14 protein-coding genes are annotated in these 14,254 nt (G+C 65.2%); 11 read left to right on the forward strand and 3 right to left on the reverse strand.

Annotated features, from left to right (window positions below):
- Window positions 1–10: 10 nt before the first annotated feature.
- Complete coding sequence (locus SR3_RS16240) at window positions 11–535, reverse strand: sterol desaturase family protein (RefSeq protein WP_068088522.1); 525 nt, start codon at window positions 533–535, stop codon at window positions 11–13.
- A gap of 314 nt (window positions 536–849) precedes the next feature.
- On the opposite strand from SR3_RS16240, the gene leuC reads away from it, so the two are divergent.
- The 7 genes from leuC to SR3_RS16270 all read left to right on the forward strand — a co-directional run bounded on the left by leuC (window position 850) and on the right by SR3_RS16270 (window position 6,145).
- Entirely contained in the window at window positions 850–2,286 is a 1,437-nt protein-coding gene (gene leuC / locus SR3_RS16245; RefSeq protein ID WP_068088367.1) for a 3-isopropylmalate dehydratase large subunit, read from the forward strand.
- A gap of 221 nt (window positions 2,287–2,507) precedes the next feature.
- The gene (locus SR3_RS31870) at window positions 2,508–2,681 is read left to right on the forward strand and encodes a hypothetical protein (protein ID WP_169805649.1); all 174 of its coding nucleotides are present in this window, start codon (window positions 2,508–2,510) and stop codon (window positions 2,679–2,681) included.
- Between the two features lie 26 nt (window positions 2,682–2,707).
- Window positions 2,708–3,301, forward strand: coding sequence for a 3-isopropylmalate dehydratase small subunit (gene leuD, locus SR3_RS16250; protein ID WP_068088369.1), 594 nt, complete (start codon window positions 2,708–2,710; stop codon window positions 3,299–3,301).
- A 391-nt stretch (window positions 3,302–3,692) separates the two neighbouring features.
- Window positions 3,693–4,007 (forward strand): DUF1476 domain-containing protein, encoded by a 315-nt coding sequence (locus tag SR3_RS16255; protein ID WP_068088371.1) that lies wholly within the window; start codon window positions 3,693–3,695, stop codon window positions 4,005–4,007.
- A 23-nt stretch (window positions 4,008–4,030) separates the two neighbouring features.
- Window positions 4,031–4,264, forward strand: a complete 234-nt coding sequence (locus SR3_RS16260; protein WP_068088374.1) for a BolA/IbaG family iron-sulfur metabolism protein — start codon at window positions 4,031–4,033, stop codon at window positions 4,262–4,264.
- Window positions 4,265–4,308: 44 nt separating this feature from the next.
- Window positions 4,309–4,638, forward strand: coding sequence for a Grx4 family monothiol glutaredoxin (gene grxD, locus SR3_RS16265; protein ID WP_068088377.1), 330 nt, complete (start codon window positions 4,309–4,311; stop codon window positions 4,636–4,638).
- 724 nt (window positions 4,639–5,362) lie between these two features.
- The gene (locus SR3_RS16270) at window positions 5,363–6,145 is read left to right on the forward strand and encodes an NUDIX hydrolase (RefSeq protein ID WP_068088379.1); all 783 of its coding nucleotides are present in this window, start codon (window positions 5,363–5,365) and stop codon (window positions 6,143–6,145) included.
- A 25-nt stretch (window positions 6,146–6,170) separates the two neighbouring features.
- Here SR3_RS16270 and SR3_RS16275 read toward each other — a convergent pair whose 3' ends face one another.
- The gene (locus tag SR3_RS16275; RefSeq protein ID WP_157098901.1) at window positions 6,171–6,476 is read right to left on the reverse strand and encodes a PilZ domain-containing protein; all 306 of its coding nucleotides are present in this window, start codon (window positions 6,474–6,476) and stop codon (window positions 6,171–6,173) included.
- 347 nt (window positions 6,477–6,823) lie between these two features.
- Here SR3_RS16275 and SR3_RS16280 point away from each other — a divergent pair, with 347 nt between their 5' ends.
- Window positions 6,824–8,614 (forward strand): gamma-glutamyltransferase family protein, encoded by a 1,791-nt coding sequence (locus SR3_RS16280; protein WP_245653953.1) that lies wholly within the window; start codon window positions 6,824–6,826, stop codon window positions 8,612–8,614.
- 588 nt (window positions 8,615–9,202) lie between these two features.
- Here SR3_RS16280 and SR3_RS16285 read toward each other — a convergent pair.
- A complete protein-coding gene (locus SR3_RS16285) occupies window positions 9,203–9,775 on the reverse strand; it encodes a GNAT family N-acetyltransferase (protein ID WP_068088531.1) in 573 nt (190 codons plus the stop codon).
- Between the two features lie 161 nt (window positions 9,776–9,936).
- Between SR3_RS16285 and SR3_RS16290 the strand changes: the two genes are divergently transcribed.
- The 3 genes from SR3_RS16290 (at window position 9,937) to SR3_RS16305 (ending at window position 14,181) form a co-directional block, all read left to right on the forward strand.
- On the forward strand, window positions 9,937–11,784 hold the full coding sequence (locus SR3_RS16290) for a methyl-accepting chemotaxis protein (RefSeq protein WP_068088382.1): 1,848 nt from the start codon (window positions 9,937–9,939) through the stop codon (window positions 11,782–11,784).
- 144 nt (window positions 11,785–11,928) lie between these two features.
- The gene (locus SR3_RS16295) at window positions 11,929–12,303 is read left to right on the forward strand and encodes an energy transducer TonB (RefSeq protein ID WP_245653954.1); all 375 of its coding nucleotides are present in this window, start codon (window positions 11,929–11,931) and stop codon (window positions 12,301–12,303) included.
- 330 nt (window positions 12,304–12,633) lie between these two features.
- Window positions 12,634–14,181, forward strand: coding sequence for a DEAD/DEAH box helicase (locus SR3_RS16305; protein WP_084455636.1), 1,548 nt, complete (start codon window positions 12,634–12,636; stop codon window positions 14,179–14,181).
- The last annotated feature ends 73 nt before the right edge of the window (window positions 14,182–14,254 follow it).

The following is a 14,254-nucleotide window of genomic DNA, read 5'->3' on the forward strand; positions in this document are numbered from 1 at the left end:
GCATTTTCCTTTAAACCCCTTCAGCGTCCCTGATCACGGCAACCCCGGCCTTCCTCTGCTCGGCCAGTTCCCGCTTCAGAACCGCGGGATCGCGGGCGATCACGAAACCGAAGGACACCCCGCCTTCCTTGCCCACCGTCGCGTGATGCAGCTTATGCGCCTGCACCAGACGCTTCGCATACCCCCCGCGCGGCACGTAGCGGAACCAGCGCTGATGGACCAAACCGTCGTGGATCAGCGTGTAGACCACGCCGTAAGCCAGCACGCCCAGCCCAATCCATGTGCCGGGCCACCATGCCCCCACGCCCATCACCAGCGGGCTGCCCAGACTGAACGCCCCGATGCTGATCGCCGCGCCGAAGACGGCGTAGAGATCGTTGCGTTCTAGGAAGCCATCGTGGGGTTCGTGGTGATCGCGGTGCCACGCCCAGCCGAAACCGTGCATGATGTATTTATGCGCGCTCCATGCGATCGCTTCCATGGCCAGAAAGCTGACGATCACGATCAAAAGGGCAAGAACGGCGGGCTGGCTCATCGAAAAGAGCATAGGCCGCCAAGGTGTTGCAGCAAAGCCCCACTTTGGCGTTTTCCTGAAAAGCCCATGAAACCAATCCTCTTTTCGGGAGTCTAGCAGGCATACCCATCCTGACGGTTCTGCTCCCCCGCAGGCCACCGATTCAGGCTCGTGGGGCGGTGTCCGGGCCTTCGGGCCCGGGCACCGACATCGTGGACCGGCACTCTGCCTTGCCACCGATTGGGCAGGGTGCCGGTCCCTTATGGTTCCGACCAGCGGACTCTTTCGCGCAAACCTTGCATTCAAGCGCCCGGATGCCTAGGTGGCGAAGCATTATGACCAAACATCCGCGCACGCTGTACGAAAAGATCTGGGACGCCCATGTGGTGGAAACCCGGGATGATGGCACCAGCCTGATCTACATCGACCGTCACCTCGTTCATGAGGTGACGAGTCCGCAGGCTTTTGAGGCACTTCGTGTCTCGGGCCGCAAGGTGCGTCGCCCCGACCTTACGCTCGCGGTGCCCGATCACAATCTGCCCACCACGGCGCGACTCGATGGCGCGGGCCACCGCCTGCCGATCACCGATCCCGAGAGCGCGCAGCAGCTCGCCGCGCTGGAGCGCAATGCGCCCGAGTTCGGCGTGCGCCTGATCGGCGCCACCGATGCCGAGCAGGGCATCGTCCATGTCGTGGGGCCCGAGCAGGGCTTTTCGCTGCCCGGCGCCACCATCGTCTGCGGTGACAGCCATACGGCCTGCCACGGCGGTCTGGGCGCGCTGGCCTTCGGCATCGGCACCAGCGAGGTCGAGCATGTGCTGGCCACGCAGACCCTGCTGCTCAAGCGTTCGAAGACGATGGAAGTGCGCGTCGACGGCACGCTGGCTCCGGGCGTTACCGCCAAGGATGTCGTGCTGCATATCTGCGGCACTTTGGGCGCCAGCGGCGGCACGGGCTATGTGATCGAATACACCGGCTCGGTGATCCGCGATCTGTCGATCGAGGGCCGCCTGACGGTCAGCAACATGGCCATCGAGCATGGCGCCCGCGCCGGCCTGATCGCGCCCGATGAAAAGACCATCGCCTACGTCAAGGGCCGCCCCTACGCGCCCAAGGGCGAGGCATGGGACAAGGCCGTCGACTGGTGGCACAGCCTGACGAGCGACGCGGGCGCCATCTATGACAAGACCATCGTCATCAATGCCGCCGACATCGCGCCGACCGTCACCTGGGGCACCAGCCCGGAGGACACGATCTCGATCAGCGGCAGCGTTCCGGCACCGGAAGATTTCGCCGATGCCTCCAAGCAGGAAGCCGCGCGCAAATCGCTCGATTACATGGGCCTGACGCCCGGCCAGCGCATGGTCGACATCGAGATCCAGAACGTCTTCATCGGCAGCTGCACCAACAGCCGCATCGAGGATCTGCGCGCCGCCGCCGCCATCCTGAAGGGCCGCCGCAAGGCCGAAGGCGTGAAATGGGCCATCGTCGTCCCCGGCTCGGGCCTGGTGAAAGCTCAGGCAGAGGAGGAAGGTCTCGACAAGATCTTCACCGACGCGGGTCTGGAATGGCGTGAGCCCGGCTGCTCGGCATGCCTGGGCATGAACCCGGACAAGGTGCCTGCGGGCGAGCGCTGCGCCAGCACCAGCAACCGCAACTTCATGGGCCGCCAGGGCCCGGGCGCGCGTACCCATCTGGTCAGCCCCGCCATGGCCGCCGCCGCCGCCGTCACCGGCCATCTGACCGATGTGCGGGATCTGAGCGAAGCCTGACACCATGATGGCGGCGCCCGCCGCGGCGCCGCCATCACAGGTTAGGACTGGTTCGTCTTGACGAAACTTTCCACCGCTTGGACCATCTGCCTACTTGCCCCTGCGGCGAAAAGAGCCTTCGATCCCCGTCCGTCCATACCGTGTAAAGGTAGGCCGTGGCACAAAGAGTGGCTCAACACTCAAACTTGCCTGCCCATGCGCAGGGGATCAAAGGAGGACCGATGACCAAGCAGAACGACACGCAAGCCGAAAAGGCAAGCTGGGCCGGCGCCGCCGCGCTCGCCGGGGCCGCGCTCGGATCGGCAGCTCTGGCCGCTGTCCTGCTCTACTCGTCGCGCGGCAAGAGCAAGCCTGCCGCCCCCATCCACCCCGAAGACGCCCCCGAAACGGACTAAGGCGCCGGAAGACCGAAAGCATATCCATGACGCCGATTTCGCAGGTGACCGGACGGGCCATCCCCTTCGGACTGAAAAATGTCGATACCGACATCATCATCCCCGCCGCCTTCCTCAAGACCATCACCCGGTCGGGGCTGGGCAAGGGCGCCTTTCAGGCGATCCGCGCCGAGCCGGGCAACATCTTCGACAACCCCACCTATGCCGGTTCGCCCACGCTGATCGCGGGTGACAACTTCGGCTGCGGCTCCTCGCGTGAGCATGCCGCATGGGCGCTGCTCGATCTGGGGATCACCTGCGTGATCGCGCCGAGCTTTTCGGACATCTTCTCGGGCAACGCCTTCAAGAACGGCATCCTGACCGTGGTGCTGCCGCAGGAAGCCATCGACCGCCTGATGGAGGTGGCCAGGACCGACGAGATCACCGTCGATCTGGAGACGCAAACCGTCACCACCCCCTTCCAGGACCGCTTCTCCTTCGAGATCGACCCCTTCCGCAAGCACTGCCTGATCAACGGGCTGGATGAGGTCGGCCTGACTCTGGCGCGTGACGCTGCCATCGGCGGGTATGAGGCCAAGGCCAAGGGTTCGCTGCCGTTTCTGGCGGTGGTGGAGCATTAAGAAGGGGTGAATGCGAGGGTGTTACACCCTCGCGCTCCCTTTAGTGTCTGCGTTGCGCACAGGGTTCGGCCTTGAAGCATGGTCGCGGCGCCGGACGCTTTATCGTTCCAGACCAGTGCAAGGCGCCGGGGCTTTCTGCCTGCGGCGCCTTTTCGTTGCGCAGGTGGAGAGCTTCGGCGCGCCGATCGGGAACCCCTACCCTTTCGTCGGAAGACGTCATGGGAGCGCGAGGGGAGAACCCCCTCGCATTTTCTTTCCTGCCCCTGTCTGATCTTCCTTGCGCCAAACCAAAGACACCCCCAATGCACCACGCGCATAGCGGGATTGCATCCCGTCTGTTACAATCCTATCTGCCGGGATTACCGCTTTTACTGCGAAGGATTCGCAACGCATGAACAGCTTTGCCGACCGTGAGCACGCTCAGGGTGCTCAAGAGGCGGAAATGGCCTTTCGCATCCATGCGAGGCGCAACCGGCTGCTGGGCCAGTGGGCGGCTGTCCGCATGGGCCTTTCGCCGGAAGAGGCCGACACTTACGCCCGCAGCGTCGTCCATGCCGACTTCGAGGAAGCGGACGACGAGGATGTGGTCCGCAAACTGCTGGGCGACCTGCTGCGCGCCGGTGTCGAGGCCGAGGACACAGAGGTCCGCAACGCCATGCATGAAAAAGAGGCCGAGGCCCGCCGCTCGCTGATGGGCCCCGCCTGAACCTTTTCGAGGAATTACAGACAATGCCGATGCTGGCCCAGGATATCGAAACGCTGATCCGCGCCGCCCTGCCCGACGCTCAGGTGACCATCACCGATCTGGCGGGCGATGGCGACCACTACGCCGCCGAGGTGATCTCGGCCGCTTTTGCGGGCAAGCCGCGCGTCATCCAGCACAAGATGGTGATGGAGTCGCTGGGCGGCCGCATGGGCGGCGAACTTCACGCCTTGCAGATCAAGACCGGCGTCCCCACCTGATCCCCCACAAGCAGTTTACCCCCAAATTCGAAAGCGAAGCCGCCATGTCCGACACCAACGCCCGCATCGCCGACATCGTCAACGGCAATGACATCGTCCTGTTCATGAAGGGCACGCCGCTCTTCCCGCAGTGCGGCTTCTCCAGCCGCGCGATTGCGATCCTCGACCGGATCGGCGCGCCCTATCATACGGTGGACGTGTTGCAGGACCCGGAAATCCGCTCGGGCATCAAGGACTTCTCGGAGTGGCCGACCATCCCCCAGCTCTACGTCAAGGGCGAGTTCCTGGGCGGCAGCGACATCATGATGGAAATGTATGAGGCCGGCGAACTGCAGACGCTGGTCGAGGAAAAGGGCCTGGTCGCCAAGGCCTGAGCCTTTTCAATTGAAGGTTACGAAAAAGCCTCCCGGTGTTGTCCCGGGGGGCTTTTTTGGTTTCGTGAAGGGGTTGAAGAGAGGAATGCGAGGGCCATCGCCCTCGCGCTCCCGTCAATGTCTACGTCGCGCTTCGAGTTCAGCATTACAGCAAGGTCGCAGCGCCGCAGGCTTTAACATTCCAAAGGCGCCGGGGCTTTCTGCCTGCGGCGCCTTTCTGTTGCGCAGATCGAGAGCCAACGCGCAACGATGCGGCGCCCTGCCCGATCGTCGGAAGACGGAATGGGAGCGCGAGGGTGTAACCCCCTCGCATCGTCCCTTCTTCCACCCTTGAAACAGAAAAGGGCGAATCCGGAAGGAGACTAATCGTCCGGATTCGCCCTTTCATGGGTCGGGTAGACCGGCGGGGCCGAGGAGACCGGGTAAGGCCCCGCCTACGGGAACACGGGATCGAAGAGGGTAAGGACTTTGCCGGGAGACTGATCGGCATTGTCCGCTTCGAGACCGTTTGGGTGATACTAGCAATGCACACCCCGTGCCAATTTACGAAAACCCTGCATTTCCGTGAGTTACAACTAAAACACAGCTTCCACATCCCGACCGGACTGTTAAAAATTCCGACAGGTCTTGCCGAAACCATGCCGCAAGGGTGGAAAGTTTTCCGACAGGTGCCCGGCATTGCGCACACTCTTGCCAACCGCGCCGCATCGCGCAAACTGGTCCCATGACCGAGAACGAACCACCCCGCCCCGCCGCCACGTTGATCATCTTCCGCCACGCTCCGGAGGGTGGATCGCCTCAGGTGCTGATGCAGGTGCGTGCCGCGGAGATGCGCTTCGCGGCGGGGGCCTGCGTGTTTCCCGGCGGGGCGGTCGATCCAGCGGATGCGGCGCTGGCCGAAACCCTGCCCGCGCCCGAAGGCTGGGACGGCTTGCCCGATCTCACCGCCCGCATCGCCGCGATCCGTGAGACGCTGGAGGAAACCGGCCTCGCCATCGGCCTGACGCGTCACGATGGCCAGCCCATCGATGCGGCGCAGGCCACAAGGGCGCGCGCCTTGCTGGGCCGGCACAATGCCCTTCATCCGGTGCTCAAGGAGATGGGCTGGCATATCGACGTAGCGGCCCTCACGCCTTTTGCCCGCTGGTGCCCGCGCTTTGCCCGCCCGTTCGACACGCGCTTTTACCTTGCCGATCTGGGCACTGGCGCGGTGGAGGTATCGCATGAGGCGCATGAAAGCCAGCGCCTGCTGTGGCTTTCACCTGCCGGAGCGCTGGCTCAGGCGGACGCTGGGTCGCTTTCGGTGATCTTCCCCACGCGGCGCAATCTGGAGCGGCTGGCCCGCTTCTCCAGCTTCGATGAGGCCCGCATCCATGCGCTGGCCAGCCCGCTCGACACCATCACCCCCGCCATCGTGAAGCGCGAGGGCACATCATGGCTGACCATCCCCGAAGGCATCGGCTACCCGGTCACAGAAGAAAGGCTGGAAACCGTTCAGCGCGGCTGAACGACAGGCATAATCGCGTTAACGCTCAGTGCCTTGCGTGGCGGAGGCCCAGATTTTCGACCACTGGCGCGTAGAGCGGGCTGTCGAATTCGATGCCCGCGCCATCCTCGCCCAGCCAACGGACGACGCCGCTGAGGCCTTCCATGCCATCGGGCTTGATCGTCACACGCATGCCCACCGAGAGATAGAGCGAGCGCGTCACCATCCGACAACCATGGGTCGAAATGTCGCAGAGATAGGCGTCATCCCGCATCCCGCCCATCGTGCGGCATTTTGCGGCAAGCGTCACAGGCATCCTGCTGGCCCGGCGGGATTGAACGGGTGTCTCCATGGCCCCAGAATAAAGGCAACGAGGTTAATAATTTTTCCGATTTTACGGTAAACAGGATCTTTAGCATAAATTGCCGCAATCATCTTGCCGCTCGCCGCAAAAAAGCGCGCCTGCGCGCCAGAGTGAGGCACACGAGCGACAGGCCCTCTCCAGCCCGCAGAACCTTGCGCCGCATCCGAAGTTCAGGACGCGCCCATCCCGCATGGGCGGCGAGGCCTGATGCAGGGACAAATAACGGGGTGCCTTGCCCCTGATCCCTGCTATGAAACCCCGGTCCGGGCTTGCTGGCGCCCGGCGCTCCCCATCCGCCAGCGCCGCTTTCGTCCCCCCACAGGGAGCCTCATATCTTGCCTCATTCCCCCCAATCCGGTCTGCGCCGTCCCCTGCTGGCCCGCGCGATCTCTGCCCTGACGCTTGGCGCCATGGTTGCCGCTACGCCGCTGCCCGCGCTGGCCCGCCCCCTGCCCGCCAAGACCGCGACTCCGACCAAACCCGCCGCCCGCGTCCAGTCGGGCGCCTCAGCCCATGCCATGGTGGCAGCCGCCAACCCGCTGGCCGTGCAGGCGGGCATGCGCGTGCTCAAGGCCGGTGGCAGCGCGGTGGATGCCGCCGTGGCGATCCAGGCGGTGCTGGGTCTGGTCGAGCCGCAAAGCTCGGGTCTGGGCGGCGGCTCCTTCATGGTCTTCTACGACGCCAAGACCCGCAAGGTTTCCGCCTATGACGGGCGCGAGACGGCGCCCGCAGGCGCCAACCCCAAGCAGTTCATGCATCCCGATGGCACGCCCATGTCCTACGCCGAAGCGGTGACGGGCGGCCAGTCGAGCGGCGTGCCCGGCGCCATCGCCATGCTCGATATGGCGCAGAAGGAACATGGCAAGCTGCCGTGGAAACTGCTCTTCGGCCCGGCGCAGCAACTGGCCACCGAAGGCTTTATCGTCTCGCCGCGTCTGGCCAGCATGATCACCAGCCGCGCGCCTCAGGCGCATATGACCGATGCGCAGGCCTATTTCCGCAATGCCGACGGCACGCAGATGAAGGCCGGTGACCGCCTGATCAACAAGGATTACGCGAAAAGCCTCGATCTGATCGCCGCCAACCGTTCGGCAGGCCTGCTCTCGGGCCCGCTGGCCGAGGCGATCCTGCAGCGCATCCACACCGGCCCCTATCCCTCGCCGATGACGCTGGCCGATATGGCCGCCTACAAGCCCCGCAAGACAGAGGCGCTCTGCCGCCCCTACCGCGCCTATATCATCTGCACCCCTCAGGCCCCCTCGGGCGGTCTGCCGGTGCAGGAGGCGATGGGCATCCTTGAGCATACCGACATCAACAAGCGCAGCGCCAAGGACGAAAAGGGCTGGTATCTGCTCTCGCAGGCCAGCCGCCTCGCCTATGCCGACCGCGACAAATATGAGGGCGACCCCGCCTTCGTGCCCGTGCCCACCGCTGGCCTGCTGGCGCCCGATTATCTGGCCAAGCGCGCCGCGCTGATCGGTGAAAAGGCTCAGCCCGTCACCTACGGCATCCCCGCAGGCGCCCCCAGGGTCGGCCCCGATCACACGCTGGAGCCGGGCGGCACCAGCCATATCGTGATCGTCGATGCCGACGGCAACGCGCTGTCCATGACCACCACGGTGGAAAGCATCTTCGGCAACGGGCACTTCGTGGGCGGCTTCTTCATGAACAATCAGCTGACGGACTCGTCCTACACGCCCGACAATGCCGACGGCACTCCCTCGGCCAATGCCGTGGCGCCGGGCAAGCGCCCGCGCTCCTCGATGGCGCCCACCATCGTGCTGGACAAGGCGACCGGCCACTTCGCGGCGGCCACCGGCTCGCCGGGCGGCGGCGCGATCGTGGGCTATGTGGTGAAGGCGCTGGTCGGCATCCTCGACTGGAAGATGAGCCCGCAGGACGCCGTTTCGCTGCCCAATCTGGTGGCCAACGGCAACAAATACTCCGCCGACACCTTCCCCGCCGACATCACCGCCGCTCTGGCCGCGCGCGGGGAAGTGCTCGACACGCAGCGGGGCGAGAACTCCGGGCTTCAGGCGATCGTCTATCAGCCCAAGGGCGCGGCAGGCATCCGCTATATCGGCGGTGCGGATCCCCGGCGTGAGGGGATTGCTCGCGGGTTTTAAGGGATGAAGAAGGGATAGGTGCGAGGGGGTTGCCCCCTCGCGCTCCCATGATGTGCCGGCGTTGGCGCTTCAGGCCGCGCAGGTGGAGAGGCTGGGCGCACCATTTGGGCGCCACTGCCCTGTCGTCGGAAGACGTAAAGGGAGCGCGAGGGCGATGGCCCTCGCTTTTCTCTTCTTAAACCCCTTCAAAACCCCAAAACGAAATAAGGGCCCGGATCTTCCGACCCGGGCCCCTTATTCCAACCACGGCTGCGATGATCGGCTGCGGAGAACAAGCCCCCCTGTTCCGCCCGGGAGAAAGTGCAGATACGGCGGATCGCATGGCCCCCCATTCGATCACGCCGCAATGCCCCCGGCCTTTCGGCACCGATCAGAGCCAATAGCTGGAATGTTAGTCCAGAAATCCTGCCAGAAGCTGGCGGCCCCGATGTTGTTATTGTCGCTCACCTTGCTGGTGATCAACTGCGTTCAGCTTTGGTGAAAATCGCACTTTCGTCAAATGCATTGTGGCGCGGATCGAGACAAAATGGGGCATTTGTGTCATTCAGGCACTAAAAATTTCATAGTAATTTCACGCCTTTCCCGGTGTTATGCTGCCGGGATTGCACGGCGCATGATAAATTCCTCGTCGAACCAATCACCTACCGCAAAGCGATACTCGCCGACCACCTCGAAGCCGCGCCCGGCATAGACATGGCGCGCACGATCATTGCCCTGCCACACCCCCAGCCAGAGCGCGCCGGGGCGCTGCGCCTCCATCCAGCCCAGAGCGATATCGAGCAACTGCTTGCCAAGCCCGCCCCCTTGCGCCGCGCGGCGCAGATAGAGCTGGTACAGTTCAAGGTCGCCCTCACGCACATCGGCATGCGGCAGCTTGGAGGGACCGGCATGGGCATAGGCCAGCAAGTTCCCCTCGCCATCGTCCGCCACCCAGCTCATATGCGCCGGGTTGGCCAGTTCGCGCGCCACGGTCGGCTCGCCATAGGCCTCCACCTCGAAGCGGGCGAGATCGGCGGCGGGATAGGGGATGGCGAAACCCTCCGCCCCGAAGGTCTCGCGAAAGCAGGCCAGTTTCAGCGCGCTGAGCGCCGTTGCATCCTCCGGGCGGGCGGGGCGAATCGTCAGCGCGGGGGCGGTGGTGGAAGCAGTGGTCTGGTTCATGGTGTCCGCGATAGCCTGCGCCCTGCCATCAGGCAAACCTTCACCAGCCGCAACCGCCATTCCCGTACTTGCCCCTAGGCGCGCGGGCACCGCTCCTGAGTCATTCTGCTTTACCCCCAGCGCGGGCGCCGATCCTGTCTGGCGAACTGGGGAGATTAACGTTGTCGCGCTTTGGGATTTCGACCCGGCTGCTGACCGCTTTCGCCATCCTGCTGGTGGCAATGGCCAGCTTCGGTGTGTTTTCAGTGATGAAGATCGGCGAGGTCAACGCCCTCTCGCTGGAAATGCGCGCCCGCTGGCTGCCCGCCACGCAGGAGGTCGGCCAGATTCACGCCTTCATCTCGCAATACCGCATCCGCCAGAGCGAGATGATCGCCGCCCCCATCAAGGACAAGCCCCGCGCCGCCAAGCTGGTGCGCAACGCGGGCATGGCCATCGACGGGCTGATGATCCATTACGAAAAGCTGATCAACACGCCCCCGCAGCATGAGGCCTTTCACCGCGTCTATCACAATTGGCTGGCCTATAAGGCGCTGAACGAGAAGATGCTGGCGCTGGACGCCCACTATGGCGATCAGGACGATACCGCCGTGCGCGATCTGTTCGAGGGCGATGTGCAGCAGAGCTTCTACACGGTCGAGGATTCGATCATGGCACTGGTGGACGTCAACACGGCGGGCGCGAACAAGGTATCCGCGGAATCGAGCCAGATCCATGACGCCGCCCGCCGCACCACGCTGATCGCGCTAAGCGTCACCGTGGCGCTGGCGCTGGCGCTGCTGGCGATGCTGATGCAGACCATAGCCCGCCCCGTGCGCCGCCTGGCCGAGGCGGTCACGCGGCTGGTCGATGGCGATATGGATGTGCGCGTGCCCGCCACGCATCGGCAGGATGAGGTGGGCGCGCTGGCCCGCGCGCTGGATTCCTTCAAGCAGCTTGTCGCGCATGACAAGGCCCGCGCCCAGGCCGAGCTGGAGCATGCCCGCAACACGCAGATCACCATCGATGCCATCGGCAGCGGCCTTGCCGCGCTGGCCGAGGGCAATCTGACCCATCGCGTGCCGGAAAACGGCCATGGCGCGCTGGGCGAACTCCATGTCAATTTCAACGAGGCGGCCCAGCGCCTCTCCGATGTGCTGAGCGAGATCGTCGAGGGCTGCGACACGATCAGCCGCGGCACGCAGGACATCGCCGTGGCGGGCAGCGATCTGTCGCGCCGCACCGATCATCAGGCCAGTTCGCTGGCCGACGCCGCGCGCACGCTGGGCGAGTTGACCGGCATGGTGAAGCTCACCGCCGACAATGCGCGGCAGACCTCCACCCGTCTGGCCACCACCCGCCAGACCGCAGGCGGCATGGAAAGCCAGGCCAATGACGCCATCGCCGCCATGCGCGCCATCGAGGACTCCAGCCGCCAGATGGCCGAGATCATCGGCGTGATCGACGGCATCGCCTTCCAGACCAACCTGCTGGCGCTCAACGCCGGGGTGGAAGCGGCGCGCGCCGGGGATGCCGGGCGCGGCTTCGCCGTGGTCGCCACCGAGGTGCGCGCGCTGGCCCAGCGCAGCGCCGATGCCGCCAAGGACATCAAGGCGCTGATCACCACCTCCAATGGCCAGATCGGCGACGGGGTGGCGCTGGTCGCCTCCAGCGGCGGCGCCTTGCGCCAGATCGTGGGCGAGGTTTCGGCCATTTCCGAACTGGTCGAGGAAATCGCCCAATCCGCCAGCAAGCAGGCCAATGCCATGGCGGGCATCAGCACCATGGTCAGCGAGATGGATGAGTTCACCCAGCAGAATGCCGCGATGGTCGAACAAAGCTCGGCCAGCACCGTCAATCTCTCGACCGAAACCGAGCGGCTGGTCGACCAGCTCAGCACCTTCCGCCTGACAGGGCGGCGGCAGGCCGAGGTGATCATCGCGCCATCCCATGCGCGTTTGCACGCCTTGCCCAGCGCGCGGGGCAATGCCGCGCTCAAGCTGGCGGATGAGGATTGGTCGGCGTTCTGACCCCCCACGCGCCCCGCAAAAGCATCTAGGTATTTCCTACGGAGCCGCGTCAACGCTCCTTTTGATGCTTTTTCCTAGAATGCTGACGATTGCAAAACCTCCGCATTCGATTCGACACACGATGCATCCAGCACCATGAGGCCGATGATGAAGACTGTTCGCCGCTCCGCTCACCGCCTGCTGGCCCCCGCCCTGTTTGCTGGCGCCATGCTGGCTGGCATGCTGACCGCCTCCCCGGCCATGGCGCAGAGCGACTGGAGCCGTCAGGCCGCGCGCATCATCAGCTCCAAACAGACCTATCCCACCACCGCCCAGATGCGCGGCGAGGAAGGCACCGCGAGGGTCAAGGTCTATGTCAGCGCCGATGGCAGCGTGCAGCGCACCGAACTGGCCGCCGGTTCGGGCTCGCCGCTGCTTGACCGCGAAGCGCTGGCCATGCCGACGCGCGCTGGTCGCCTGCCCGCGCCTCCGGGCGGCGCCACGATTCTGACAGTGCCGGTGACCTGGAAGCTCATTTAAAGCAGCGCCTGCAACGCAAGACATTCTCCACGTAATTTTCTTGCTATCCACAACAAAACGGTCTAAGGGCCGCCCCAAGCGTGACCGGCGAACGAGGGCTTTCCCCCAGCCGCAGGCCTCGCCCAGCAGGATCAGGCCGCGTGAAGTCAGCGCCGATGGGAACCCTTTTTATGGGCCATCGCAGCGCCGTCAGCCTCCCTGCCGGGCAGAAGCCGCTCGGTCACATCATCGCCACAGCGCCACCTCGTCACGCAAGGTTGCAGGAACCATTCCTCACCTTCCCGTGCGTCGCGCGTGCGCGCGCCGCATGGCGCTTCATGAAAGACATCCATGTCCTATTTTTCCGACCTTAACCTGGCCGAGCCCATTCTGCGCGCACTGGCCGAAAAAGGTTACACCGACCCCACCCCCATCCAGCGCCAGTCGATCCCCTCGCTGATCGAGGGCCGCGACCTGCTGGGCCTGGCCCAGACCGGCACCGGCAAGACCGCCGCTTTCTCGCTGCCCTCGCTGCACCGCCTGGCGATGGACCCCAAGCCGCGCCGCGCCGCCTCGTGCCGCATGCTGGTGCTGAGCCCCACCCGCGAACTGGCCGCCCAGATCGCGGACAACATGAAGTTCTACGCCAAGCACCTGCCGCTGAGCATCCAGTGCATCTTCGGCGGCGTGCCCGCGCCCAAGCAGGCCCGCGCCCTGGTCGGCGGCACCGACATTCTGGTCGCCACGCCGGGCCGCCTGCTCGACCTGATCGACCAGCGCGCGCTGACCCTGCGCGACGTGGAGATCTTCGTGCTCGACGAAGCCGACCAGATGATGGACCTCGGCTTCATTCATGCCCTGAAGCGCGTCGCCCGCCTGCTGCCCGCGCAGCGCCAGAGCCTGTTCTTCAGCGCCACCATGCCGCAGGACATCGAAGCGCTGGGCCGCCAGTTCATCAACAACCCCGTGAAGGTGGAAGTGGCCCCGCAGTCCACCACCGCCGAGCGTGTCGAGCAGTTCGCCACCTTCGTGTCGCAGGCTGAAAAGCAGGCCCTGCTGACCATCAAGCTGCGCGAAGGCCTGGCCAGCGGCGAGATCGACCGCACGCTGGTCTTCTCGCGCACCAAGCATGGCGCCGACCGCATCGTGCGCTTCCTCACCCCCGCCGGGGTCGAGGCCGCCGCCATCCATGGCGACAAGTCGCAGGCCCAGCGCACCGCTGCCCTGAAGGGCTTCCGCGATGGCAAGGTCAAGGTGCTGGTCGCCACCGACATCGCCGCGCGCGGCATCGACGTGACCGGCGTTTCGCACGTCTTCAACTTCGACATCCCCAATGTGGCCGAGCAGTATGTGCACCGCATCGGCCGCACCGGCCGCGCCGGGGCGAACGGCATCGCCCTCTCCTTCGTGGCCGATGACGAAAAGCCCTATCTCAAGGCCATCGAGCGCCTGACCGGCGTGAAGGTGCCGATGAAGCCCCTGCCCGAGAACTTCCTGATCGAGGCCGCCCGCCTGCCCGCCCCCGCCAAGCGCGGCAACGGCCAGCCCGAGCGTCCCGACCGGGGCGCCAGTGCCGGTCGCGGCGATGGTCGCGGTCGTGGTGGCGCGGGTCGCCCGCAGGGCCAAGGTCGTGATGGGGGCCGCGATGGTGGCCGTGGCGGCCAGCAGGAGCACAACCGCCACAACAACCGCCGCAAGGAGCCCGGCGCGCAGGACCGCATCGCGCGTGACGGCCAGCGCTCCGGCCAGCAGCGCGACAGCGATCGCGCCCGCGCCGAGCGCCGCCAGAACGACCCGCGTTCGACTGCACAGCGCCCTTCGTCGGGCCCGCGTTTCGATCCGCTGAGCGATGCCTCGGGGGATGAGCGCCGGGATCGTACCGTCCGTCGCGGGCGTTGATGTTTAAGAAGTAAAGGGAAGGTGCGAGGGTGTTACACCCTCGCGCTCCCATGAATTGTCAGCGTTGGCGCTT

Origin of the sequence: Novosphingobium rosa NBRC 15208 (assembly GCF_001598555.1) — a bacterium.
Classification (GTDB): Bacteria; Pseudomonadota; Alphaproteobacteria; order Sphingomonadales; family Sphingomonadaceae; genus Novosphingobium; species Novosphingobium rosa.

Bases quoted from the DNA above. Each gene is read 5' to 3' on its own strand.
- SR3_RS16240 (WP_068088522.1), bottom strand. From the start codon at position 535: ATGAGCCAGCCCGCCGTTCTTGCCCTTTTGATCGTGATCGTCAGCTTT.
- leuC (WP_068088367.1), top strand. From the start codon at position 850: ATGACCAAACATCCGCGCACGCTGTACGAAAAGATCTGGGACGCCCAT.
- SR3_RS31870 (WP_169805649.1), top strand. From the start codon at position 2,508: ATGACCAAGCAGAACGACACGCAAGCCGAAAAGGCAAGCTGGGCCGGC.
- leuD (WP_068088369.1), top strand. From the start codon at position 2,708: ATGACGCCGATTTCGCAGGTGACCGGACGGGCCATCCCCTTCGGACTG.
- SR3_RS16255 (WP_068088371.1), top strand. From the start codon at position 3,693: ATGAACAGCTTTGCCGACCGTGAGCACGCTCAGGGTGCTCAAGAGGCG.
- SR3_RS16260 (WP_068088374.1), top strand. From the start codon at position 4,031: ATGCCGATGCTGGCCCAGGATATCGAAACGCTGATCCGCGCCGCCCTG.
- grxD (WP_068088377.1), top strand. From the start codon at position 4,309: ATGTCCGACACCAACGCCCGCATCGCCGACATCGTCAACGGCAATGAC.
- SR3_RS16270 (WP_068088379.1), top strand. From the start codon at position 5,363: ATGACCGAGAACGAACCACCCCGCCCCGCCGCCACGTTGATCATCTTC.
- SR3_RS16275 (WP_157098901.1), bottom strand. From the start codon at position 6,476: ATGGAGACACCCGTTCAATCCCGCCGGGCCAGCAGGATGCCTGTGACG.
- SR3_RS16285 (WP_068088531.1), bottom strand. From the start codon at position 9,775: ATGAACCAGACCACTGCTTCCACCACCGCCCCCGCGCTGACGATTCGC.
- SR3_RS16295 (WP_245653954.1), top strand. From the start codon at position 11,929: ATGATGAAGACTGTTCGCCGCTCCGCTCACCGCCTGCTGGCCCCCGCC.
- SR3_RS16305 (WP_084455636.1), top strand. From the start codon at position 12,634: ATGTCCTATTTTTCCGACCTTAACCTGGCCGAGCCCATTCTGCGCGCA.